22 protein-coding genes and 1 tRNA gene are annotated in these 22,430 nt (G+C 62.9%); 9 read left to right on the top strand and 14 right to left on the bottom strand.

Annotated features, from left to right (window positions below; translation table 11 throughout):
- The first annotated feature begins 4 nt into the window (after positions 1-4).
- On the top strand, positions 5-1,198 hold the full coding sequence (locus tag AC1ROB_RS13180; protein ID WP_492970690.1) for a vWA domain-containing protein: 1,194 nt from the start codon (positions 5-7) through the stop codon (positions 1,196-1,198).
- Between the two features lie 2 nt (positions 1,199-1,200).
- Here the strand turns inward: AC1ROB_RS13180 and AC1ROB_RS13185 are convergent, their stop codons facing one another.
- From AC1ROB_RS13185 to AC1ROB_RS13235, 11 genes are all read right to left on the bottom strand, one after another.
- The gene (locus tag AC1ROB_RS13185; protein ID WP_492970689.1) at positions 1,201-2,178 is read right to left on the bottom strand and encodes a hypothetical protein; all 978 of its coding nucleotides are present in this window, start codon (positions 2,176-2,178) and stop codon (positions 1,201-1,203) included.
- 51 nt (positions 2,179-2,229) lie between these two features.
- Entirely contained in the window at positions 2,230-3,204 is a 975-nt protein-coding gene (locus AC1ROB_RS13190; RefSeq protein WP_492970688.1) for a Bug family tripartite tricarboxylate transporter substrate binding protein, read from the bottom strand.
- 76 nt (positions 3,205-3,280) lie between these two features.
- Positions 3,281-3,841 carry a hypothetical protein gene (locus AC1ROB_RS13195; RefSeq protein WP_492970687.1) on the bottom strand — a complete coding sequence of 187 codons (561 nt, stop codon included), beginning with the start codon at positions 3,839-3,841 and terminating at the stop codon, positions 3,281-3,283.
- A 7-nt stretch (positions 3,842-3,848) separates the two neighbouring features.
- Complete coding sequence (locus tag AC1ROB_RS13200; protein ID WP_492970686.1) at positions 3,849-4,406, bottom strand: hypothetical protein; 558 nt, start codon at positions 4,404-4,406, stop codon at positions 3,849-3,851.
- Between the two features lie 120 nt (positions 4,407-4,526).
- Positions 4,527-5,072, bottom strand: coding sequence for a hypothetical protein (locus AC1ROB_RS13205; RefSeq protein WP_492970685.1), 546 nt, complete (start codon positions 5,070-5,072; stop codon positions 4,527-4,529).
- A gap of 3 nt (positions 5,073-5,075) precedes the next feature.
- Positions 5,076-5,630 carry a hypothetical protein gene (locus AC1ROB_RS13210; protein WP_492970684.1) on the bottom strand — a complete coding sequence of 185 codons (555 nt, stop codon included), beginning with the start codon at positions 5,628-5,630 and terminating at the stop codon, positions 5,076-5,078.
- Positions 5,631-5,749: 119 nt separating this feature from the next.
- Positions 5,750-6,232 (bottom strand): 30S ribosomal protein S9, encoded by a 483-nt coding sequence (gene rpsI, locus AC1ROB_RS13215; RefSeq protein ID WP_492970683.1) that lies wholly within the window; start codon positions 6,230-6,232, stop codon positions 5,750-5,752.
- A 2-nt stretch (positions 6,233-6,234) separates the two neighbouring features.
- Complete coding sequence (rplM, locus tag AC1ROB_RS13220) at positions 6,235-6,702, bottom strand: 50S ribosomal protein L13 (RefSeq protein WP_492970682.1); 468 nt, start codon at positions 6,700-6,702, stop codon at positions 6,235-6,237.
- Positions 6,703-7,170: 468 nt separating this feature from the next.
- Positions 7,171-8,025, bottom strand: a complete 855-nt coding sequence (locus AC1ROB_RS13225) for a response regulator (protein WP_492970681.1) — start codon at positions 8,023-8,025, stop codon at positions 7,171-7,173.
- 13 nt (positions 8,026-8,038) lie between these two features.
- Positions 8,039-12,049 carry a PAS domain S-box protein gene (locus AC1ROB_RS13230; protein WP_492970680.1) on the bottom strand — a complete coding sequence of 1,337 codons (4,011 nt, stop codon included), beginning with the start codon at positions 12,047-12,049 and terminating at the stop codon, positions 8,039-8,041.
- A 169-nt stretch (positions 12,050-12,218) separates the two neighbouring features.
- Complete coding sequence (locus AC1ROB_RS13235) at positions 12,219-12,635, bottom strand: PaaI family thioesterase (RefSeq protein WP_492970679.1); 417 nt, start codon at positions 12,633-12,635, stop codon at positions 12,219-12,221.
- Positions 12,636-12,778: 143 nt separating this feature from the next.
- On the opposite strand from AC1ROB_RS13235, the gene AC1ROB_RS13240 reads away from it, so the two are divergent.
- Together AC1ROB_RS13240 and AC1ROB_RS13245 are read left to right on the top strand one after the other, a co-directional pair.
- Positions 12,779-12,853 (top strand) — tRNA-Asn (locus AC1ROB_RS13240).
- Positions 12,854-12,968: 115 nt separating this feature from the next.
- Positions 12,969-13,595 carry a LysE family translocator gene (locus tag AC1ROB_RS13245; RefSeq protein ID WP_492970678.1) on the top strand — a complete coding sequence of 209 codons (627 nt, stop codon included), beginning with the start codon at positions 12,969-12,971 and terminating at the stop codon, positions 13,593-13,595.
- A gap of 70 nt (positions 13,596-13,665) precedes the next feature.
- On the opposite strand, the gene AC1ROB_RS13250 is transcribed toward AC1ROB_RS13245, so the two are convergent.
- Complete coding sequence (locus tag AC1ROB_RS13250) at positions 13,666-14,436, bottom strand: SDR family oxidoreductase (protein ID WP_492970677.1); 771 nt, start codon at positions 14,434-14,436, stop codon at positions 13,666-13,668.
- Between the two features lie 144 nt (positions 14,437-14,580).
- Here AC1ROB_RS13250 and AC1ROB_RS13255 point away from each other — a divergent pair, with 144 nt between their 5' ends.
- The 6 genes from AC1ROB_RS13255 (at position 14,581) to AC1ROB_RS13280 (ending at position 21,110) form a co-directional block, all read left to right on the top strand.
- Positions 14,581-15,048 carry a winged helix-turn-helix transcriptional regulator gene (locus AC1ROB_RS13255; protein ID WP_492970675.1) on the top strand — a complete coding sequence of 156 codons (468 nt, stop codon included), beginning with the start codon at positions 14,581-14,583 and terminating at the stop codon, positions 15,046-15,048.
- A 99-nt stretch (positions 15,049-15,147) separates the two neighbouring features.
- Positions 15,148-16,008, top strand: a complete 861-nt coding sequence (locus AC1ROB_RS13260) for a LuxR family transcriptional regulator (protein ID WP_492970674.1) — start codon at positions 15,148-15,150, stop codon at positions 16,006-16,008.
- Positions 16,009-16,114: 106 nt separating this feature from the next.
- On the top strand, positions 16,115-17,599 hold the full coding sequence (locus AC1ROB_RS13265) for a cryptochrome/photolyase family protein (RefSeq protein ID WP_492970673.1): 1,485 nt from the start codon (positions 16,115-16,117) through the stop codon (positions 17,597-17,599).
- Positions 17,596-18,918: an NAD(P)/FAD-dependent oxidoreductase gene (locus AC1ROB_RS13270; protein ID WP_492970672.1), complete on the top strand. Its 1,323-nt coding sequence runs from the start codon at positions 17,596-17,598 to the stop codon at positions 18,916-18,918. Before AC1ROB_RS13265 ends, AC1ROB_RS13270 begins: the two co-directional genes overlap by 4 nt.
- Complete coding sequence (locus AC1ROB_RS13275; RefSeq protein WP_492970671.1) at positions 18,915-19,721, top strand: DUF1365 domain-containing protein; 807 nt, start codon at positions 18,915-18,917, stop codon at positions 19,719-19,721. Before AC1ROB_RS13270 ends, AC1ROB_RS13275 begins: the two co-directional genes overlap by 4 nt.
- 18 nt (positions 19,722-19,739) lie before the next feature.
- Complete coding sequence (locus AC1ROB_RS13280; protein WP_492970670.1) at positions 19,740-21,110, top strand: class I SAM-dependent methyltransferase; 1,371 nt, start codon at positions 19,740-19,742, stop codon at positions 21,108-21,110.
- Here AC1ROB_RS13280 and AC1ROB_RS13285 read toward each other — a convergent pair.
- Positions 21,107-21,745: a DUF6134 family protein gene (locus AC1ROB_RS13285; protein WP_492970669.1), complete on the bottom strand. Its 639-nt coding sequence runs from the start codon at positions 21,743-21,745 to the stop codon at positions 21,107-21,109. The genes AC1ROB_RS13280 and AC1ROB_RS13285 overlap by 4 nt on opposite strands.
- The gene (locus AC1ROB_RS13290; protein WP_492970668.1) at positions 21,724-22,419 is read right to left on the bottom strand and encodes a ChrR family anti-sigma-E factor; all 696 of its coding nucleotides are present in this window, start codon (positions 22,417-22,419) and stop codon (positions 21,724-21,726) included. The genes AC1ROB_RS13285 and AC1ROB_RS13290 overlap by 22 nt, the downstream gene beginning before the upstream one ends.
- Positions 22,420-22,430 lie beyond the last annotated feature (11 nt).

Below are 22,430 nucleotides of genomic sequence, written 5' to 3' on the forward strand. Positions count from 1 at the left end.
CGGCATGTTCATCACCTTCTTCCTCGAACTGCGCAAGGCCAAGGTGCCCGCCACCCTGCGGGAATACCTCACCCTGATCGAGGCGATGCACAAGGGCGTGCCGGAATACAGCGTCGAGAATTTCTACTACCTCGCCCGCACCGCTTTGGTGAAGGACGAGCGCAACCTCGACAAATTCGATCGCGTCTTCGGCCAGTGCTTCAACGGGCTCTCGTTTGTCGGCGCCGGGGAAGCCGGTGCGGAAATCACAGCCGAGATTCCGGAGGAATGGCTGCGGCGGCTCGCCGAGAAGGTGCTGACCGAGGAAGAGAAAGCCCAGATCGAGGCGCTGGGCGGCTGGGACAAGCTGATGGAGACGCTGAAACAGCGTCTGGAAGAACAACAGGGCCGGCACCAGGGCGGCAACAAATGGATCGGCACCGCCGGGACGTCGCCCTTTGGCGCCTATGGCTACAACCCCGAAGGCGTACGCATCGGCCAGGACAAGTCGCGCAACCGCCGTGCCGTGAAGGTGTGGGACAAGCGCGAATACAAGAACCTGGACGACAGCGTCGAGCTTGGCACCCGCAACATCAAGGTGGCGATGCGGCGCCTGCGCAAATTCGCCCGAGAGGGCGCCGAGATGGAACTCGACCTGCCCGATACCATCCGCTCGACCGCCGCCAATGCCGGCTATCTCGACATCAAGCTGGTGCCCGAGCGCCACAACAAGGTGAAGGTGCTACTGCTGTTCGATATCGGCGGCTCGATGGACGACCATATCCGGGTGACGGAAGAGCTGTTCTCGGCGGCGCGCGCCGAGTTCAAGCATATGGAATTCTTCTACTTCCATAACTGCGTCTACGAAAAGCTGTGGAAGGACAACCGGCGCCGCCACAGCGAATTCACGCCCACGCATGAAGTGCTGCGCACCTACCAGCACGACTACAAAATCATCTTCGTCGGCGACGCAACGATGTCGCCATACGAGATCGTACAGCCCGGCGGCAGCGTCGAGCACTGGAACGAGGAAGCCGGTTCGGTGTGGATGCAGCGTCTGCTGGACACCTATCCGAAGGCGATCTGGCTCAACCCGGTGCAGGAAAAATACTGGGACTTCACGCCTTCGGTGCAGGTGGTGCGCCAGCTGATGACCAACCGCATGTTCCCGCTTACTCTCGAAGGGCTGGAGCGCGGGATGAAGGAACTGAACCGGTAGTTTTATTTAGGCTCTTCACTAGGCGGAAGATCGCTCGTATTTTTTAATTTTTTTCTCCCCTTTGAGTTTGCATGAGAAAGCAAACGGGGCTTATGAGGCACAACATCTAATAGTGGAGGAAGAGACTGAGTTCCAGAAAGTTCTTCAGTTGTAGCTCCCGATGAAAGAAACCTATTCAAGCCAGCCATAATACCGCGCTTCACAAGCTCAGATTCTTCTTTTGAGATTGATTTCTTTTTCTCCATAGCATGAAGCTTCTCATAAACATCCAGACTGCCAATAATTACCTTTAGCTGTTTTTCAACTTGCATCTCGTCGTGAAAAACTAATTTCTGCCAACACTCACGCAACAAATCTTTTGTCGCGTTAATCTGCCCAGCAAAGCCTTTTAATTTTACTTTCTTATCACTACCAGAGTCCAATGAAGCAATACGCAGTTCAGAATCCGCAAGGCCCGCAAGCCTGCTTATATTTTTATAAACTTCATTCAACCCTTGTAGCGCATCGCATAAATTGGCCGCCGTGACAGATTCATCTTCCTTATCAGGAAAACGAAGCTCGATAATCTCAATACCAGCGTCTTCTGATGGCCGATCATTTCTGGCTAACAACGAAACAATTTGCGGCAAAAACTCTCGCGCCGTAGATAGTTTGTGATGCGCGGCATATAAGATTCTTCGAAAGGACGCTCCATCTTGTTTTTCGGGTGATCGGTGAATTAGGCCTGCCCACCATTTTGCTTGTTCAAACTGTTCAAGTTCGAAAATCTCAACCAGTGACTTTGCAGATTCAGAAAATTCCAGGGCTCGACGTTTATATTCTGAGAACGAAGTAAGAATTTGGTCGGAGTGCTCGATGTTCAGTCTAGAATTAGCATTACCCTCTTGAGCAACTAGCGCAGTTATGGCCTCAAACACTTTCGCCATTTTCAATGCATCAAGGATTTCAAACACAGCGTTGCTGAGATCTTCTCTTAACATTGAACCCCCCATTTATATTTTATAAGAATATCATATTGCTCCCAACTAAGGTCAATCCGGCTGGATCTTCGCGGTGGCCACCACCTTGGCCCACCGCTCCTTCTCCTTGGCGATCAGCGCCGCAAACTGCTCCGGCGTGCCGCCGGCGATCACGCCGCCATCGTCGCTGATCCGCTTTTTGGTATCGTCGCTGGCCAGTGCTTTCGCCACCGCCTGCTGCAGTTGGTCGATGATCGGGCGCGGCGTGCCGGCCGGCGCCATCAGGCCGTACCACTGCGAGGTCTCGAAACCCGGATAGCCGCTTTCGGCGATCGTCGGCACGTCTGGTAATGCGGGTACTCGCGCTGCAGACCCAACCGCGAGCGGCCGCAGCTTGCCGGCCTTGATCTGGCTGATGATCGGCGGAATGCCGTTGAAGGTGGCTTCCAGCTGGCCGCCCAGCAGATCGGCCAGCATCGGCCCGGTGCCGCGATACGGGATATGCACCAGGTCGACGCCGGCCTCCAGCTTGAAATATTCCATCGCCAGATGGCCGGCGCTGCCGTTGCCGGCCGAGCCGTAATTCAGCTTGCCCGGCTTGTCCTTCGCCGCCTTCACGAAATCGGCCAGGGTTTTCATCGGCAGGTCGGGCGTCACGGCTATCACATTCGGCACCACGGCCAGCAGCGAGACCGGCTGGAAATCCTTCACCGGATCGTAGGGCAGTTTCGCGCCATACATGGCCGGGTTCACCGCCAGCGTGCCGATATGGCCGAGGATCAGCGTGTAGCCATCGGGCGCTGCGCGCTTGACCTCTTCCATGGCGATGTTGCCGCCGCCGCCGCCCTTGTTCTCGACATAGACCTGCTGGCCGAGCGTGACCGAGAGCTGGCTTGCCACCGAACGCGAGATGATGTCGGACGAACCGCCGGGCGCGAACGGCACCACGAAGCGGATCGTGCGGTTGGGATAGGCCGCCGGCTGGGCGGATGCAGTGGCGGCAGCAACGGCGACCAGCGCCGCGGCAATGGCGGACAAGTATCTCATGGCGGTTCCTCCGGCCCGTTGTCAGTCCGGGCGTCCTGCAGCCATGGTAGGAAAAGACGGCGCGCTGCGCCAGCGGTCAGATCGCCTCGACCACGTCGTCCACCATGACCAGCGGCTGGCGCAGCGGCGCCGCCTCGACCATGAAGCCATCGCGCAGCAGGAAGCGGCTCTGCATGTTGGAGACCGCATAATCCATGTTCGGCGCCGGCACCTCGTAATAGCGGCCTTCGATCCAGCGATGCGCCGGATGGCTGAACGAGCCGGCATCGGCGCCCAGGTCGGTGTTGCGCACCACCACCCGCCAGGTGCGATAGCGGCGGTCGACCACATCCACCGGGGTGGAGGTATAGCCGACCGGCAGGTCGGTCTCGCGATGGCGCTTGAGCAGGCTTTCGATATCCTGTTCGGCGCGCACGATCTGGTTCTTCACCGTGGCGATCTCTTCCTGCTGCTGCTGCACCACGCGCAGGCTTTCCTCGACGCTGCGCCGCATCTCCTCGCGCAGGGCGATCAGCTCCTCGGAGCGCAGCCGCATGCGCGTCCAGGCCGCATGGCTGCGTTCGCCCAGCAGCATGATAATCATGATGGCGATGGCGATATTGGCGCCCGCCGCCAGGATACCGATGAACTGGGTCATGGAATAATCAAACATCGCCCAGCCTCAGCTTGCCGCTGAAGGTACGGATCACCATGATTTCCGACAGCGCGCCGAACACCTTCTTGGTGCGCTGGCGCACCTGATCCTCGTTGTCGATACCCCAGACGATCAGGCGCGCGGCGCGACGGCCGGGAAACGGACAGACGCCCGAGGCCGGCCCGCTGAACATCTCGTGCATCTCGGGACCGATCAGCTTGACATACCAGCCGGTCTGCTGCGGCCGCGGAATGCCGATCTCGTAGACCATCATGTGGCGCTGATCGCTGAACTCGACCTCGCGCGCGGTCATGTCGCCATGCTGGGACTGCTTTTCGGCGAGCTTCATGTCGAGCTCCGCCTTCTCCTCGAGCAGGCGGTCGTAGTCGACGCGGATCTCAGCAATGCGCGTGCGCGCCTGGTCGACCTCGCCGGCAATGCGGTCGATCTCGAAACGGCCACGCGCATAATTCTGCACATACCGCTCCAGACTGTTCGCGCCGAGCGACACGGCGAAGAACATGATCAGCGATGGCAGAAGCGCAGATACGATATCGACGGCGTCCATGCCGACGGTCTTCCCAGCAGTTGCCCCGGACCAATGTCAGGCAAAGGCCCTGCCAACGCAACGAAATGTTTCGTCGGAATTGCGCGGTCGACTGCCCGATTCGCGAGCAGCCATGCGGCTTTATGACGGTTCGGCCGGAGACTCGGGCCCGGTCTCGCCCACGTTAACCACATTGAAGCCCTTCTGCCGCGGCAGCAGGCGATCCACCACCGACCGGGCCTCGGCCTGGTTGGTCGCCGCCACCGCATAGAACCGGCCGGTGTCCCACTGGGCCAGCGGATCCGGCGCGGCAAACCCGGCCCCCAGCGCCGGATTGCGCGCGGCGAAACGGAAGACGCGGGCATACATGTCGCGGCTTTCCAGCGGCACGACGGTGTAGACGAACGGCAGCTCGGCGCGATCCAGACCGGCGCGCAGGCCATCATTCTCCGTGCGCGCGCGCTCCAGTTCGCGTTCCGCCGTGGCGATGGCGGCGGTCTGCTCGGCGATGGCGCGGTCGAGCTGTTCGAGCCGGGCGCTGAGTTCGGTCTGGCGCTGGCGGCGGCCGAGCTTTTCATTCTCGGCGCGCTGCCAGCCCAGGCGCGCGCGGTCGCCGGCGATGATCAGCGCCAGGCCCACCAGCACCAACGCGATCAGCAACGCCAGGATCGGCAGCACGTCATCCATGGCTCAGACCTCGTGCCAGAACAGCGTGCCGTAAAACGGCCGGATCGACAGCATGCGCGCATCAGTGCCGGCCCAGTTCTGCGCCAGCGTCTGGGCCTCGGCCGGACCGATGGCCCAGACCACCATGCGCACGCGCCGGCGCCCGCCCAGATCGGTGGGGATGGAGGACAGGCCGGCAAACGGCATCACCGCGGCCGGGCCCTCCAGCCTGAGATAGAAGCCCTTGTTGCCCGGCACCGGGTAGCCGGCCTCGGACACCAGGTTCTCCTGGCGATCGGCGAGACGGCGCTCCTGGTCCTGCAGGCTGGCGCGCTCCTTGCGCGCCAGGTTGATCTCGACATCCAGCTCGGCCTTGGCATCGCGCAGACGCGCGAACTCGGTGCGCTTCTGCGCATGCTCGCGCTCGACCCGGGCATTGATGTGATGCTCGTCGCTCAGGCTCTCGGCGCCGATGGCCCAGCCATAGGCCATGCGCTCAAACCAGCTGGCCAGCGCGCCGGCGCCGAGCAGCAGCAGAATGGCCGGCACGAGAAGAAGGAAAGCGGCTTCGGAATCCATGAACCTGACGGGCTCCCGTTCTGGGCCGGACGATCATAAGCGACAGCGCCATAAAGAGAAAAGGCCGGAGCTTGCGGCTCCGGCCTTCTTCGCAGCGCTGCAGAAATGCAGCGTAAGGATTAACGCTTCGAGAACTGGAAGCTGCGGCGGGCTTTCGGCTTGCCGTACTTCTTGCGCTCGACCACGCGGCTGTCGCGGGTCAGGAAGCCCTGGGCCTTCAGAGCCGGACGCAGCGTCGGCTCGAAATAGGTCAGCGCCTTCGAGATGCCGTGACGCAGCGCGCCGGCCTGGCCGGACAGGCCGCCGCCGACGACGGTGGCGTAGATGTCGAACTGGCCGGAGCGGTTGGTCACCACCAGCGGCTGGGCGAGCAGCATGCGCAGCACGGGACGAGCGAAGTAATCGTTGCTCTCCTTGCCGTTCACGGTGAACTTGCCGGTGCCGGGCTTGATCCAGACGCGGGCGATGGCGTTCTTGCGCTTGCCGGTGGCGTAGGCGCGGCCGAGCTTGTCAACCTTGCGCTCTTCAACGACAGCCTTGGTGGCGACGGCGGCCTGCGCATTGCCCAGGCTCAGATCGGCGAGTGTGCGGGACTCAGCCATGATTAGTCGTTCCTCTTGTTCTTCGGATTGAGCGCGGCGACATCCAGCTTGACCGGCTGCTGTGCCTCATGCGGATGCTCGGCGCCCTTGTAGACCTTGAGCTTGGTGAGCTGACGGCGAGCCAGCGGGCTCTCCTTCGGCAGCATGCGCTCGACGGCCTTGAGGATCACGCGCTCGGGATACTTGCCGGCAAGGCCCTCACCCAGAGTGCGGCCCTTGATGCCGCCGGGATGGCCGGTATGCCAGTAGAAGGTCTCGTTCGCGGCCTTGCGGCCGGTGAGGCGAACCTTCTCGGCATTGATGACGATGATATTGTCGCCGGTATCGCAGTTCGGCGTGAAAATGGCCTTGTGCTTGCCGCGCAGACGCATGGCGATCAGGGAGGCGAGCCGCCCCAACACCAGGCCATCGGCGTCAATCAGCAGCCACTTCTTGTCCACTTCGGACTCTTTGGCGGTGAAGGTCTTCATCTGACGTCCTGACAGAGTAGTAAAAATCCCGCCGGACAGCCGGCGGGCGGATCGGGGCGCACTATGAGGATTTTTGGCGCGCTGTCAAACCCGATCTGCGCAATGAAATCAGATACTTATACAGCGGTATTATTATACCGCCGCTTCACTTCATATAAATCAAAGGCTTACTGCGTTTTCCGTCATGGCCGCGCAAGCGGGAAACCAGACTTTCTGCAACAGACGAGGCCAAAGACCTGGAGTCCCACTGTCGCGGGCGCGCCGAGACATGGAAATGCTTCGTTTCGCTTCGCGCGGCTTCGTTTGGCTTCGCCCGCTTTCGTTCGGGCTTCCTTCAGCTTCGTTTGCGTTCCTTTGGCTTCGTTTTGCTTCGTTTCTGGTTGTGCGTGCATTCGACCAAAGGAAACACCCGTTACGGAACAATATAGGAACGGAAAATCGGGTTTCAACCCACCAAGACATTTCCAGCTACAGAGATCGGCGGACCTGGCTGAACAGCCGGGGGGTCGAGCGAATGGCGTGTTCAATGCGGGCGCGCAAGTCCTTAATGTTGGTGGGCTTGATCAGATAGCCCGATACTTTCAGCCGCTGGGCCTCGCTGACGGTATCCACGGCGCTGTCGCCGGTAATCATGATAACCGGGGTGTCTTCGATACCCCTAACATTGAGCTGCCGCAGCCCTTCGAGAAATTTCAGCCCGCCCATCGGCTTCATGTGCACGTCACAGAGGATAAGGTTCGGCTTGAACTTGGCCACTTCCATCAGCGCTTTCATGCCGTCGGTGGCTTCTGCCGTGGTGACCGGGCCAAGCTGTGCCAGCATCTTGTTCAGGGTCTGCCGAACCAAGTCTTCATCATCGATAATCAAAATCCGCATTTTGTTGTAGTCGACCGGCAGACCATGATGCACACGAGCGGCAAGTTCAGCATCGTTGGCAACGATGGCATCGATCTGCTCACGGATGTGATTGACACTGACCGGCTTCAGCAGGAAGCCAGCGACGGTATGCTCTCTCGCCTTCAGGCGGGTCTCATAGCTTCCATCCGCGGTCAGCATCACCACCCAGGTCCGATCCAGATCGGCGCTGGTAATTGTGCGGAGTTGTTCGAGGAATTCGAAGCCGTCCATGAATCCCATGTTCACGTCGCAGAAAATGATATCGGGTCGGGCGCGCACAATCTCGCTCAACCCCTCCATTCCGTTTCTGGCCTCGGCCACCTCCCGCACGCCGATCTGATTCAGGATGCGCCGCGTGATCACGCGGGTATAGGATTCATCCTCGATTAAAAGGATATTCAGGCGAGAATAATCAATCTTCGACATCGGAATCCTCAATCTATGCGGCAGGCCTGAGGGATGCCACCGTAGCAATGAACCTATCGACCTGAATGCGCAGCTCGGCAATCCGCGCTGCCGCCGCCGCGGAGTCTCCTGAATCCAGATCGTCCTGCATGACGGCGGCACAATCGCCCAGCTGGACGGCGCCGATGCTGCGGGCGGCACCTTTCAGGGCGTGCACAAGATCTCGCGCCTGCCCGGCGTCAGCCACAAGTTCAGTCTCGATGGCGACTATGCGACCAGGGAGATCGCCAGCGAAGCCCTGTACCAGTTCGGCGGCATCCGCGTTGTAGGCGCCGAAGATTTCAGCAATACGCGCAAGATCGAAAACAGTCCCGTCAGTGTTGCCTGCTGCCGGTGTCTGTATGGCAGCAGAGGGCCTTTCATTGTTATCCCGACGGCGCAGTCCCTGGCCCTGCGGCATCCATTGCTCAATCGTCGACCGCAGCAGTACGGTGTTGATCGGCTTTGTGAGAAAACCGTCCATGCCAGCGGCAATGCAATGCTGCTCCGTCGCAGCCATCGCGTCGGCTGTCAGTGCGATCACAGGAATGCGCGTACCGGTGCCCTCTTCGCGTTCTCGCAACGCTGTTGTCATGGCGAAACCATCCATCACCGGCATGTGATAATCCGACAGGATCAGGCCATAGCCGCCCTGCTCGTACATCCGGAGCGCTTCCTCGCCGTTGGCGGCGATCTCATGGGCATAGCCCATGCGGTTGAGAATACGGTGGATGATATGCTGGTTGGTGCGGTTATCCTCGGCCACGAGAATCAGCGCCTTCTCAGCCCGCGCGGCTTCTATCGAAGGCGGCAGCCAGGCGGCCTCCGCCGAAGACCGGATATCCTGTTCGCCCATGTCCGACACGCGGCCCGCAGCATAGGCGAGCCCGCGCCAGAACAGCTGTCGCGGCAGCGGCAGCGGCAGGACGGCACGCGCGCCATCGTCCCTGACGCGGCCCATGGTGGACAGCATCACGCGCGGCGTGGCCACCAGGATGCGCAGATTGGGCAATCCGAGCCGCCGCATCCGTTCCATAGCCTCGACAGCGAGGACGGAATCACGCAGCAGCAGGAATGCGACCACGACCGGCACCTCGCCGGACATGGCGGAAAGGGCCTGCTCGAAATCGTGGTGGCCCGCGCTTTCGATCCGACGTACCCCGGCCGCTGTCAGGTAGCGGTTGACGATGCCACTCGCCGTATCGTCGAAGCCGATGCTGACGACGCCAATATCGGAAATATCGGCCGGTGGAGTATCGATGGCCGGATCGACCACCTGGAACGGGACCTCGAACCAAAAGGTCGAGCCTTCCCCGAGAATTGAACTGACTCCAATCTCACCGCCCATCAGTTCGACGATGCGCTTCGAAATGGTGAGCCCAAGGCCGGTGCCGCCGAATTTGCGCGAGGTGGATGCATCGGCCTGCTGAAAAGCCTGGAACAACCGCCCCGTCTGCTCATCCGAAAGGCCGATACCGGTATCGCTGACCTCGAAACGGATCGTCTCAACGCCCTTGCGCGAGCGGCCAGCCAACCGCCGCGCCTTCAGGAAGACATAGCCTTTCTCGGTGAATTTGACCGCGTTGCTCAACAGATTGATCAGCACCTGGCGCAGCCGGTTCGGGTCGCCGAGCAGCTTGAGCGGAATGGTAGGATCAACTTCGACCAGCAGGCGGAAACCTTTATCATGGGCATTCAGCGCCATCATTTCAGCCGCGGTTTCGGAAACCGCAGCAAGATCGAAGGGCACGGCTTCGAGATCGAACTTGCCGGCCTCGATCTTCGAAAAATCGAGGATGTCGTTGATGATGGTCAGCAGTGCCTCGGCGGAGGACCGGATCACCCGCGAGATGTCGCGCTGATCCGTATCGAGCTCGGTGGAATCGAGCATTTCCACCATGCTCATCACGCCGTTCATTGGCGTGCGGATTTCATGGCTCATCATGGCGAGGAATGACGACTTGGCGCGCGTCGCCTCTTCTGCCGTTTCCTTGGCCTGCAATAACGCCCGCTCTGCCTCCTTGCGCTGCGTGACATCACGGACCGAGGCGGCAACCAGCTTTTCACCCGCAATCGGACTGAGGCTGACATCAATCGGGAATTCGCTTCCGTCGCTGCGGCGCGCACTCAACTGCCGGCCGCTGCCCATGGCGCGCGCGGTTGCCTGGCTCAGAAAGGCATTGCGGATCGCGACATGACCGGTCCGATACCGTTCCGGCATCAGGACTTCCACCGGCTTGCCGATTACATCCGCGCGCCGATAGCCGAACAGATTCTCGGCCATGTGATTGAAATGGACAATCTGTCCATCGCTGTCGACGATCACCGCGGCATCCGGCGCGCCTTCAAAGAGGGCCGCGGATAAATTGCGTTCCTTTTCCAGAAGCCGCTCGGCATCGCGGCGCTCGGTCACATCGTCGAGGAAGCAGATCAGGCAGTCCTCTTCGCCGAAACGGATGCGGCCTGCAACCGTGGTCAGTATCCGCGCCTCGTTTGAAGCGGACCGGTGATACTGGATATCCCTTGCACCATGACCGCCGGCGGCAAAGGCCTTCCTGGCATAGTCGCCTACCTGCGCCCAGTCGAGAGAAGCCGTCACCCGCACCAGATGGTCGGGATCAGACACCGACTGCGGCAAACCGAGAATGCCAATCGCGCGGTCGTTAATGAACCGCACCTCCAGATCCGGCGTAACCACCAGCACGCCCAGCGGCGTGCGATTCAGCAGTTCAGACTGCCGCTGTTCCTTCTGGGCCACGGTGCGGGCCAGGTCATCGTTGCGTTCGTACGCAGCCTTGAAGCTGCGTACCGCCTGGGCCATCGCCCCGATCTCGTCCGTCCGTTCGACATAGGGAATGGAAATGCCGAGATTGCCGGTCGAGAGCCCGGTCATCACCTGCGACAGCGTTCGGATCGGGCGCACCAATGCCCGCGCAACTCCGAAACCGACCAATCCGACCAGGATCACTGCCGCCAGAGCGCTGAGAATTGCCGTGCGCTGGCTTTCATCCAGAGAGGCAAAGAGTTCCCGCGTACCGGCCTGCGTCACCAGCCCCCAGGTAACGCCATCGAGATCGACGGGTTTGTAAAGCGCGAGGACTGTATTTCCCTGTGCATCCTTGGTGAGCTGCTGCGCCTCCTTGCCGTTCAGCGCGCCGCGGATCAGGTCATTCTCCATCCGCATCGAAAGAAATCCATCCGGATAGAATCTGCTGTTAGACCGCAGCAGATAGTCAGGCCCAACCAGATAGACCTCACCGGTTTCGCCCAGCCCGGTCGGATCGAGTATGATCTGGCTGATCTTGTCACTGGCAAACGAGATGACCAGCGCACCGATGGCATGCTGCAGATCGACATTCAGCTTGGAAGCGACGAAGGCAACACCTTCGCCGGCCGAAGCATATATCGAGAAATCGGCGAAGGCGGTTTCGCCAAGCGGCACATCGGCAAGGGCGCGCGTATACAGCCGGGCCAGTTCGGTTCCGGCATAAGGGCCATCCAGAAGATTGGTGCCGAAATCGTCGTCCTTACGGATCGTGTAGATGATGTCGCCAGTATCGTTCACCAGCTTCACATCCCTGATGCCCTTGATCTGCGCCAGGCGGCGAAGATTATTGTGGACCTCGCGATGGATCGTTGAATAGAGCGAGCCGTCGTCGGCATCGTCCACCGCATGTCGCGCAGCGGGCGGAAAACGCGATTCACTACCGTAGGCACGACGCAGCTGATCGACCTGCTCGGGTGTCATGCGCTTGAAGGCATTCGACAGCCGGCGGGTGGCATCCTGGATATCCTGACGCCGGACAGAGAGGGCCACCTGCTGCCGGATTTCGGTGATCGACTGGATTACGGCCGCGCGGCGCCCTTCAGCCGCAGAGTCCAACTTGTCGATCGCGGCCGTGCGCAGGCCCCGCTCGGTGGTCGGCAAGATCGAACCCACCACGGCCAGACCGACCAGCAACGAGATCGCCCCGATCAGGATCGGAAGTTTATACTCGTAGCGCATGCCCCTCCCCTGCGCTGGCCGCCACTCTTGCTAGAATATAGCAGTGATTCTCGGCTCTATGCCTGCAAATTCAGGCATTTACAGGGGTGCAGGCCGATAACGGCACCCAGACAGAAAAAGGTCCATCCGGTAATAACGTTTCCACCACCACTTTTTGTCGGATTTTCGCCTATTTTTTAGGCGGAATGGCGTAGGTCAGCACCGAATGGGCGACCGGCTCGGCGCCCTCGCCCGAATAGATGGCGATTTCACAGATCGCCAGGGTCTTGCCCAATTTGAGCATGGTGGCCTCGCCCCGCAGGTCGCCCAGCCCCGGCTTGCGCAGGAAATTGATGTTCAGATTGGTGGTGACCGCCAGGGCCACCGGCCCGATCAGGCCGAGCAGCAGCAGATAGGCGGCGCAGTCGGCCAGCGTCATCATCGCCGGGCCCGAGACCGTGCCGCCCGGCCGCAGCTGCTGCTCGCCGACCGGCATGGCCAGGCGCAGCACCGCGCCATCCCAGGATTCGATTCGCATGCGCAGTGGACGCATCTGGGGGAATTCGGCGTCGAGAAAGGCTTCCAGTTCGGCCTTGGTCATTTTCATGTTCTACGGCTCCCTCGCCTCCCGCTTAGCATCTGGCGGGCAAGGGGAAAAGCCGGATTGGCGCGGCCCAAAGCCGCCGCGAAATTTTTGAACACGGCTCTTGCGGGATAGGGCGGGGGTGGTTAGGTTCCGGCCCGCACTGATCCGAGGTAGCTCAGTGGTAGAGCAGGCGGCTGTTAACCGCCCGGTCGGGGGTTCGAATCCCTCCCTCGGAGCCATTTCCCGCACATTCGAATACGTCATTCCCTGCATCAGGGCCGCACCGCTGCAACCGGATTGTAGCGGTACATCTCCTTTGTTGATTTCAAGAACAGGCCTGACCAAGCTTTGGCCATGCTCACCGACATCAATCTCCCCCTCATCCTGCTCGCCGCCCTGCTCGCCACCGGCAGTCCCGGTCCCGCCACGCTCAACATCGCCGGCACGGCGATGACCTCGGGCCGCCGCTATGCCTTCGCCATGGCGTCCGGCGTCAGCACCGGATCGCTGATGTGGTCGACGGCGGCCGCCTTCGGTCTCGGCGCGGTGATGCTGGCCAATGCCTGGGTGTTCGAACTGCTGCGCTATTTCGGCGCCGGCTATCTGATCTTCCTGGCCTTCAAATCGGCGCGCTCGGCGCTCAAGCCCGGTGACATCACGACCAAGGGCGGCGCCTACAGTTCTCTGAAACGCGCCTATGCCAGCGGCCTGGCGCTGCACCTGACCAATCCGAAAGCGATCCTGTTCTTCGGCTCGCTCTATGCCGTGGGCGTACCGGCGCAGACCTCGCCGCTCACGCTGCTCACCATCATCGCCGCGGTCGCAGTGCAGAGCACGCTGGTCTTCCATGGCTATGCGCTGCTGTTCTCCAGCGCGCCGGCGGTGCGGGTGTATCTGCGTCTGCGCCGCTGGTTCGAAGGTATCTTCGCGCTGGCGTTTGGCTATGCCGGCTTCAAGATTCTGACGGCGCGCCTGCAGTAAAAAACAGAGAGGGGCCCTGCGACCCCTCTCCTCTCGTTCCGTTAAATCCGTTTAGCCGCGGAACACCGGTTTAGCGGAAGACTGGGCCGCCGACCGGCGAACCATTGCTGCCGCCATCGACAAAGATTTCGGCGCTGTTCACATTGGACGAGTCGTCAGACGCCAGGAACAGCACGGTCTTGGCGATCTCGTCGGCTTCGCCCAGGCGGCCGAGCGGGATGATGCCGCTCAGGCGCTTGTCCAACTGCGTCATCGCTTCCGGCGTGGGCGCAGCAGAGTTCCAGATCGGCGTGCGGGTGGCACCGGGCGAGACGACATTGACACGGATGCCACGCGGCGCCAGTTCAGACGCCAGCACACGCGACATGCCACGCACGGCCGCCTTGCTGGCCGCATAGGCCGACGAGCCGGGCGAGCCGAGCTGCGACATCACCGAACCGTTGAGGATGATCGAGGCCTTGTCGTTCAGATGCGGCACGGCCGCCTGCACGGTGAAGAAGACGCCGGTGACATTGGTGCGCAGGATCTGCTCGAAGACCTCAAGCTTGCTGCTGCCCAGCGGCGTGCTGCCGGGGATGCCGGCATTGGCGAACACGATGTCGAGCTTGCCGAAGGTCTTCGCGGCCTGGGCCACGGCGGCCTCGGTGGCGGCGATGTCGGTGGCATCGGCCTGGATGGCAATGGCATTGGGGCCGAGTTCGGCCAGGGCCGCATCGAGCGTGGCCTTGTTGCGGCCGGTGATGGCGACGCGGGCGCCCTCGGCGATGAAAGCTTTCGCGGTGGCCAGGCCGATGCCGCTGTTGCCGCCGGTGATCAGCGCCGTCTTGTTCTTGAGCCTCATGGGACTTCTCCAGGTTCTTATTGGTTTCATCATGAAACCATACTTGAGAAATACCGATAGCGGTTTTATATTGCAACAAATAGACCGCCCCGCCCGCGTGACCGCCCTCACAGTCTGGCCCGGGCGCGGAAAAGGACCCGGACCATGAAACGCACCAGCCTGGAAGACGCCACCTGCCCGATCGCCCGCACCCTGGATGTGGTCGGCGACTGGTGGTCGCTGCTGATTGTGCGCGACACCCTGCCCGGCCCGCGCCGCTTCGGTGAATTGCAGAAAAGCCTGGGGCTGGCGAAAAACATCCTGAGCGCGCGGCTGCGCAGCCTGGTGGCCGCCGGCATCCTGGAATCCGCCCCAGCAACCCAAGGCGGCAATCCGAAGGGCAGCGCCTGGAAGGAATATGGACTGACGCCCAAGGGCCGCGCGCTGTTCCCCGTGCTGGTGGCCATGCGCGAATGGGGCGAGACCTACCAGTTTACCGGCGACGACTGCCCGGTCGAACTGGTCGACCGCCAAAACGGTCAGCGCGTGCGGAATCTGGAACTGCGCGCCGCCGACGGGCGTCTGCTGCAGGCCGCCGATACGCGCCTGCAGCCGCGCGTAAAAGTGGCGTAATCAACACTTAAGTCGAAAAGCGCGCGAAACCCGGCGGCGCCGTCGTTTCTTTTGCGAAGCGATCCGTTACAATGCTCCACCGCTTGGAGGCGGATGGCTTTGGCGGAACCTTCACTCCACTTTCTCGATGACAAGTCCGACCGGCGCGACGACACCCGTCCGCCGATCGACCGCCGCCATTGGAAAGTCCTGATCGTCGACGACGAGCCCGATGTCCATTCGCTGACCAAGCTGCTGCTGCGCAACTTCAACTATCGCAAGCGCGGCCTCAGCTTCCTCAGCGCCTTTTCCGCCACCGAAGCGCGCGACGTGATGCGCGACAATCCCGACATCGCGCTGGTGCTGCTGGATGTGGTGATGGAGACCGAGCATGCCGGACTGGCGCTGGTCGACTTCATCCGCACCGACCTCGACAACAAGTCGGTGCAGATCGTGATCCGCACCGGCCAGCCGGGCCAGGCGCCGCCGCTGACCGTAGTGTCGAACCACGGCATCAACGACTACAAGGAAAAGACCGAGATCACGCAGCAGAGCATGATCCTCACCGTGGTGAAGGCGCTGCGGCTGTATGAGGAATTCCTGCCGAGCTATATCGCCGCCGCCAAGTTCGCCAACCTGGCCGAACGCGCCAAGGCCGGCGCCGACGACCGCGAATTGCTGCGCAGCCTGCGGCACGAACTGGACGGCCTGGTCGATGACGGCGTGCCGCGGCCGCCGCCGCCGGTGCCCGAAGCCGATCCGCGTCTGGCCGCGCTGACCGACCGCGAGCGCGAAGTGCTCAAATGGGTCAGCCAGGGCGACTCGAACAAGGCCATCGCCATCAAGCTCGGCGTGCAGGAAGTCACCGTGAAGGCGCATCTGCGACAGATTTTCGCGAAGATGCAGGTGTTCAACCGCACCCAGGCCGCCTCGCTGGCGCTGCGCCTGCTGGAACGCGACACCGACGCCACCAACCGCTGATCGCCGCCCTGCAGGGCAGTGATCCGGCTCCCGCCAATCTGCGTATCACTGAGCGAAGACCGCGGCAGCCTTCTGCCGCCGCGGCGCATCGCAGATACGGCACAGCATGGCGTCGCCTCCGACCACTTCTCCTGTCATCGTCTGGTTCCGGCAGGATCTGCGCCTGAACGACAATCCGGCCTTCGCCGCCGCCGCCGCCAGCGGCCGCCCGGTGCTGGCGCTCTATATCCTCGACACGGCAACGAAGGACTGGGCCATGGGCGGCGCCAGCCGCTGGTGGCTGCATCACAGCCTGACGGCGCTCGCGGCCGACCTGCAGGCGCGCTACGGCATGGCGCTGGTCCTGCGGCGCGGCGATCCGGCCCGGATCCTGCCCGCCCTGACCCGCGAGACCGGCGCGGATGATGTGCACTGGAACCGCTGCTACGAGCCGGCGGCGATTGCGCGCGACACCACGATCAAGACCGCGCTCAAAACCAGGGGCATCACCGTCGACACCCACAATGCCGGCCTGCTGTTCGAACCCTGGACGGTGAAGACCCAGGCGCAGGGCTGGTTCAAGGTGTTCTCGCCATTCTGGCGCGCCTGCCGCGCCCTGCCTGCGCCGGCCGCGCCGCTGCGCGCCCCTCAACAGGCGCAGGCCTGGCCGCAGCCCCTGGCCAGCGATCATCTGTCGGACTGGCGGCTGCTGCCGCAGATGCCCGACTGGGCCGCCGGCCTGCGCGAGACCTGGACGCCGGGCGAAGCCGGCGCCGCCGCACGGCTGCAGGCTTTCCTCGATGACAGTCTGACGGCCTATGCCGATGGCCGCGACCGTCCGGACCGCATCGTGACCTCGCGCCTGTCGGCGCATCTGCATTTCGGCGAGATCGGGCCGCGCCAGATCTGGCAGGCGCTGCATCTGGCCATCGATCGCGGCGGCATGGGCGTCGGCCGCAATGCCGAGAAATTCCTCTCCGAGATCGGCTGGCGCGAATTCTCGCATCACCTGCTGTTCCATTTCCCCGCGCTGCCGCAGCGCAATTTCCGCGGCGACTTCGATGCCTTTCCCTGGGACGCCAACACAGGCCTGCTCGCCGCCTGGCAGCGCGGCCGCACCGGGTATCCCATCGTCGATGCCGGCATGCGCGAACTCTGGCACACCGGCTGGATGCACAATCGCGTTCGCATGATCGCGGCCTCCTTCCTGGTGAAGCATCTGCGCCAGGACTGGCGCCATGGCGCCGCCTGGTTCTGGGACACGCTGGTCGATGCCGACCTCGCCAACAATGCGGCGAGCTGGCAATGGGTGGCCGGCTCCGGCGCCGATGCCGCGCCCTATTTCCGGATCTTCAACCCCATCCTGCAAGGTGAGAAGTTCGATACGCGCGGGGATTATGTGCGGCGCTGGATTCCGGCGCTGGCCGCCCTGCCCGACAAATACATCCACAAACCCTGGCTGGCGCCGGACAGGGTGCTGGCCGACTCGGGCCTGGTGCTTGGCCGCGACTATCCCGCCCCCGTGGTCGACCATGACGGTGCCCGCAAGGCGGCACTGGCGGCATTTGCCGCTTTACGCGAAGATAACCGCCAGGCAGCGGGGGCTGAATGACAGGCAACGATACCGAACGGCGGCAGCGCATCGCCGTGATCGGCGCAGGCATCGCCGGACTGGGCACCGCCTGGGCGCTGTCGCGCCAGCATGATGTCACCGTCTTCGAGGCCAATGCCTATGCCGGCGGCCACAGCAACACCGCCACCATCGATTACGATGGCGCGCCCATCGCGGTCGATACCGGCTTCATCGTCTTCAACGACTGGAACTATCCGAACCTGACGCGGCTGTTCGATGAATTACGGGTGCCCTCGATAAAGAGCGACATGTCGTTCGCCATTTCGGTCGGAGATGGCAAGCTGGAATGGAGCGGCAGCAGCATCGCCACGCTGTTCGCGCAGAAGCGCAACCTGCTGAAGCCCGGTTTCCATCGCATGTGGCGCGACATCCTGCGCTTCAACCGCACCGCGGTGACCGACCTGGCAAGCGGCCGCATGGCGGGCCTGAGCCTGGGCGACTATCTGGCGCAGGGCCGTTATGGCGACAGTTTCATGCTGGATTACCTGCTGCCGATGGGGGCTGCGATCTGGTCGACGCCGCTGGCCGGCATGCTGGACTTTCCCGCCGAGACCTTCGCGCGTTTTTTCAAGAATCACGGCCTGCTCAGCATCGACGACCGGCCGCAATGGTACACCGTGCAGGGCGGCAGCCGCGAATATGTGAAGCGCCTGCTGGCCGCCGGCGATTTCACCTTGCATCTGCACATGCCGGTGCAGGCCGTGCGCCGCGAAGACGCCGGCGTCACCGTCGTGACGGCCGCCGGCAGCAGCCGCTTCGACCAGGTGGTGCTGGCCTGCCATGGCGACCAGGCCCTGCGTCTGCTGGGCGACCAAGCCATGCCAGCCGAACGCGCTATCCTGTCCTGCTTCCGCTTCCAGCCCAACCGCGCGGTGCTGCATCGCGACGCGACGCAGATGCCGGTGCGGCGCAGCGTCTGGGCCAGCTGGAACTACCTGTCGGAACCGCGCCGCGACCTGCAGCGCCGCGTCGGCCTCACCTACTGGATGAACAAACTCCAGTCGATCGACGAGAGCAAGCCGCTGTTCGTGACCCTCAATCCGATCCGCGAGCCGGCGAAAGACACGGTCTTTGCCGAATTCAACTACGATCACCCGCTGTTCGATCGCGCCGCCGTCGATGCCCAGGCCCGGCTGCACGAGATCCAGGGCAAGGACCGCCTGTGGTTCTGCGGCGCCTGGTGCCGATACGGTTTCCATGAGGACGGTTTCAGCGCCGGACTGGCTGTCGCCGCCGGGCTCGGCGTCACCGCGCCCTTCGATCAGGCGGCCCGGCCCCAGCGCGAGGCAGCGGAATGACGGCCGGCGGCGCCGTCCTGCCTGCCGCCAGCCTCTACTGGTGCCGGGTGATGCACGAACGGCGCCTGCCGTTCCGGCACCGCTTCAGCTATCGGGTCTTCTCGCTGCTGCTGGATATCGACGCGCTGCCCGCCATCGCCGCCGGATCGCGGCTGTTCCGCCACAACCGCTTCGGCCTGCTCAGCTTCCACGATCGCGACCATGGCCCGCGCGATGGCTCCGGCTTGCGGCCCTGGGTGGAAGCCGCGCTGGCGCGCGAGGGACTGAGCGACGCCGCAGCCCGCATCCGCATCTTCTGTTTCCCGCGCCTGTTCGGCTATGTGTTCAACCCGCTCAGCGTCTTTTTCTGCTACGACGCCGCCGAACGGCTGCGCGCCGTGCTGTATGAAGTGAAGAACACCTTCGGCGACCAGCACAGCTACCTGATCGAAGTGCCGCAGCAGCGCAATGCTGCGCCACTGGAGCACAGCGTGGCCAAGCGCTTCCATGTCTCGCCCTTCCTGCCGCTGAGCGGCGAATACCGTTTCCGCCTGCAGCCGCCGGGCGACAAGATCGGCATCCTGATCCATCAGCACAGCCCAGAAGGCGCGCTGCAGCTGATCGCCACGCAGACCGGCCGGCGCGAAACGCTGTCCGATCACAGTCTGTTGAAAGCCTGCATCCGCCATCCCCTGATGACCGTAAAAGTCATGGCTGGCATCCACTGGGAAGCGCTGCAGCTCTGGCGCAAGGGTGCGGCCTTCTTCGGCTGGAGCGCGCCGCCCGTGGAGGCGGTGACCGCCGGGAAAAGCAAGGTCGATTGAGCGCAATGGGAGCGTTGTATGAGTGAAGCCTATGCCGACCGCAAGAATCCGCTGAACGCGGCCGCCGAAGCCGCGATGGAAGCGGCCGCCGACGCGATGGCGCAGGCCGGCCTGACGCACCATCATCATGACATCCTGCCGGCGCCATCCTACGAACCGGTGCAACTGAAAACCGCGCAGGATGCCTTCCGGCTGCCCGACCTGCCGCGCTGGACGCGGCTGATGCTGTCGCTGTCGCCGCGCGTCAGCCATGGCAGCCTGACCGTCACCCTGCCCGATGGCCGCTGCGTGCAGGCCCGCGGCAGCCAACCCGGGCCGGACGCGGCCCTGCGCATCAACGACCATCGCATGGCCAAGCGTCTGCTGCTGGGCGGCAACCTGGCTATCGGCCAGGCCTATATCGATGGCGATTTCGACTGCGACGACCTCGGCGCACTGACCGAATGGGCCTGCATCAACACCGACCTCGATTCCACACTGATGGGCCAGCCCTGGCTGCGGGCCCTGCGTCGCATCGGCTTCGCGTTTGCCGCCAACACCAAGCGCGGCAGCAAACGCAACATCGCCTATCACTACGATCTGGGGAATGATTTCTACAGCCGCTGGCTCGACCCCTCGATGACCTATTCCGCCGCCCTGTGGCAGCGCGGCAGCGAAAGCCTGGAAGAAGCCCAGCTCAACAAATACCGCCGTCTCGCCGGCGAGACCCTGCAGCTGAAACCGGGGCAGCGCCTGCTGGAAATCGGCTGCGGCTGGGGCGGCTTTGCCTGTCTGGCCGCGAAGGAATACGGCGCGCAGGTCCATGCCGTCACCATCAGCCGCGAGCAGCATGACTATGCGCAGGCCCGGGTGCAGCGCGAAGGTCTGAACGAGCGCGTGAGCATCGAGCTGTGCGACTACCGCGACCTGACGGGTCAGTATGATGCCGTGGCCTCCATCGAGATGATCGAGGCCGTGGGCGAGAAATACTGGCCGCTGTATTTCGGCCAGCTGCGCGATCGCCTCCAGCCGCAGGGCCGCGGCGGCGTGCAGGCCATCGTGATCGCCGACAAGTATTTCGAGGATTACCGCGGCACGATGGATTTCATCCAGGCCTATATCTTCCCGGGCGGCATGCTGCTGTCGCCGCAGACCGTGACGCAGCAGGCCGGGGCCGCCGGGCTGCAGATCGCCGATGCCTTCAGCTTCGGCCGCGATTACGCCCGCACGCTGAATCTGTGGCATCACGCCTTCGAAGCAGCCTGGCCGCAGATCCGCGCGATGGACAGCCGGCTGCAGGCCTTCGACGAGCGCTTCCGCCGGATGTGGCGTTATTACCTGGCCTATTGCGAAGGCGGCTTCAACGCCGGCACCATCGACGTGGTGCAGTATGGCTTCAGCCGCAACTAGCGCAGGCGATATTCGATCCTCGAACCGTCCTTGCCGGGGAAGGCTGCCTTCACCCATTGGCCGGACCGGTCGTACCAGAGGGTGAGATCGATATCGCCCAACACCTGGTAGCGCCGCGCCGGCACTTCGCTGCGCAGAACCGAGGCCATTTCAAACCGTTCAGGCTGCACGCGCAGGGCCAGCACGCGACCGTTCTGGCTGTCCATGATGGTGGCGCGGCTGACAAAGTCGCTGCGCCAGTAGCTGGTGGGCATGGCATCGGCCGGCAGCCGGCCGCTAAAACGCGAGCCTGTCACCTTCAGGTCATTGGCTGCGGGATCGGCCTCCACCTGCAGGGTTTCGGCCGTGCCATCATTGTCTGTGGTGGATTTCAGGGCCTGCAGGCGATCGCCATGCCAGACTTCCTCGGACTCATGCAGATAGCGGAATAGCGTTAGCGGCCCGAAAGTGACCCTGAGCCCGATATCGATCTTCACATGGGCGATATCGCCGTCGCGGTCGATCACCACGCGATGATGGCCGATGGGTTCGCCATTGCGAAACACCTCGAAATCGCGCGTTTCCAGCTCGCCGGCATGCCCTGCACCAGCAGCCAGCACAATGACCAGGGCTGCTATGCCGAGACTTTTGCCCATTGATTGAAGAACCAGCCAAGGCGACCGCTGAAATTCAGCGGCGCGTCGGTGACGGCCAAGCAGAGACAGGGCTGGTCCAGCATGGCCAACGGCCGATGCTGCAGACTGCCATCGGCAACCTCCAGATCGCCGCGCTGGAAAGTGCCATGCTCGTCGGTATAGCCGCCGCTCAGCACCAGTGTCATTTCGTTGCCGCGATGGGTATGCAGCGGCAGGCCTGCGCCGGGTGCGATCTTCAACAGGCTGACCATGCCACCCTGCGACTTGTTTGCCGGCAGCGCATGTGACTGCAGGCCGGCGCCGCTCCAGCGCCATGAGATGTCATCCACACCGCGACCACCCAGATAGTCGAGCAGCGGCTTGGGCAGTCCGCCGGCAGGCCGCGAGGCCGCCCTAGGTGCTGCCGGTTCCTGTGCGCCCAGACGCGCCGCCACGGCGGCAAAACCCGCCGCCGCGACCGGTGGGGTCTGGTTCTCCAGCAGGGCACCGGCCGCCTGCTCGATGGCGGACAGTTCGCGGCGGCAATGGGGGCAAAGGGTCAGGTGGCAGGCCACGACCAGCGACCACGGTTCCGCCAGATTGCCGCCGGCGTAATCGAGCAGCAACTCGGCGGGGATATGGTGCTCCGGTACCCGCGAAGCGGGCTGGGTGCTGGCCAAATCGGTCACAGACATGATCTTTGCTA

The sequence above is a fragment of the Ferrovibrio sp. GW821-FHT12F09 genome, from assembly GCF_058806775.1.

Bases quoted from the DNA above. Each gene is read 5' to 3' on its own strand.
- AC1ROB_RS13290 (WP_492970668.1), bottom strand. From the start codon at position 22,419: ATGTCTGTGACCGATTTGGCCAGCACCCAGCCCGCTTCGCGGGTACCG.
- AC1ROB_RS13225 (WP_492970681.1), bottom strand. From the start codon at position 8,025: ATGTCGAAGATTGATTATTCTCGCCTGAATATCCTTTTAATCGAGGAT.
- AC1ROB_RS13255 (WP_492970675.1), top strand. From the start codon at position 14,581: ATGAAACGCACCAGCCTGGAAGACGCCACCTGCCCGATCGCCCGCACC.
- AC1ROB_RS13185 (WP_492970689.1), bottom strand. From the start codon at position 2,178: ATGTTAAGAGAAGATCTCAGCAACGCTGTGTTTGAAATCCTTGATGCA.
- AC1ROB_RS13285 (WP_492970669.1), bottom strand. From the start codon at position 21,745: ATGGGCAAAAGTCTCGGCATAGCAGCCCTGGTCATTGTGCTGGCTGCT.
- AC1ROB_RS13235 (WP_492970679.1), bottom strand. From the start codon at position 12,635: ATGAAAATGACCAAGGCCGAACTGGAAGCCTTTCTCGACGCCGAATTC.
- AC1ROB_RS13180 (WP_492970690.1), top strand. From the start codon at position 5: ATGTTCATCACCTTCTTCCTCGAACTGCGCAAGGCCAAGGTGCCCGCC.
- rpsI (WP_492970683.1), bottom strand. From the start codon at position 6,232: ATGGCTGAGTCCCGCACACTCGCCGATCTGAGCCTGGGCAATGCGCAG.
- AC1ROB_RS13245 (WP_492970678.1), top strand. From the start codon at position 12,969: ATGCTCACCGACATCAATCTCCCCCTCATCCTGCTCGCCGCCCTGCTC.
- AC1ROB_RS13190 (WP_492970688.1), bottom strand. From the start codon at position 3,204: ATGAGATACTTGTCCGCCATTGCCGCGGCGCTGGTCGCCGTTGCTGCC.
- AC1ROB_RS13270 (WP_492970672.1), top strand. From the start codon at position 17,596: ATGACAGGCAACGATACCGAACGGCGGCAGCGCATCGCCGTGATCGGC.
- AC1ROB_RS13205 (WP_492970685.1), bottom strand. From the start codon at position 5,072: ATGGATGACGTGCTGCCGATCCTGGCGTTGCTGATCGCGTTGGTGCTG.
- AC1ROB_RS13210 (WP_492970684.1), bottom strand. From the start codon at position 5,630: ATGGATTCCGAAGCCGCTTTCCTTCTTCTCGTGCCGGCCATTCTGCTG.
- AC1ROB_RS13195 (WP_492970687.1), bottom strand. From the start codon at position 3,841: ATGACCCAGTTCATCGGTATCCTGGCGGCGGGCGCCAATATCGCCATC.
- rplM (WP_492970682.1), bottom strand. From the start codon at position 6,702: ATGAAGACCTTCACCGCCAAAGAGTCCGAAGTGGACAAGAAGTGGCTG.
- AC1ROB_RS13200 (WP_492970686.1), bottom strand. From the start codon at position 4,406: ATGGACGCCGTCGATATCGTATCTGCGCTTCTGCCATCGCTGATCATG.
- AC1ROB_RS13280 (WP_492970670.1), top strand. From the start codon at position 19,740: ATGAGTGAAGCCTATGCCGACCGCAAGAATCCGCTGAACGCGGCCGCC.
- AC1ROB_RS13250 (WP_492970677.1), bottom strand. From the start codon at position 14,436: ATGAGGCTCAAGAACAAGACGGCGCTGATCACCGGCGGCAACAGCGGC.
- AC1ROB_RS13275 (WP_492970671.1), top strand. From the start codon at position 18,915: ATGACGGCCGGCGGCGCCGTCCTGCCTGCCGCCAGCCTCTACTGGTGC.
- AC1ROB_RS13265 (WP_492970673.1), top strand. From the start codon at position 16,115: ATGGCGTCGCCTCCGACCACTTCTCCTGTCATCGTCTGGTTCCGGCAG.
- AC1ROB_RS13230 (WP_492970680.1), bottom strand. From the start codon at position 12,049: ATGCGCTACGAGTATAAACTTCCGATCCTGATCGGGGCGATCTCGTTG.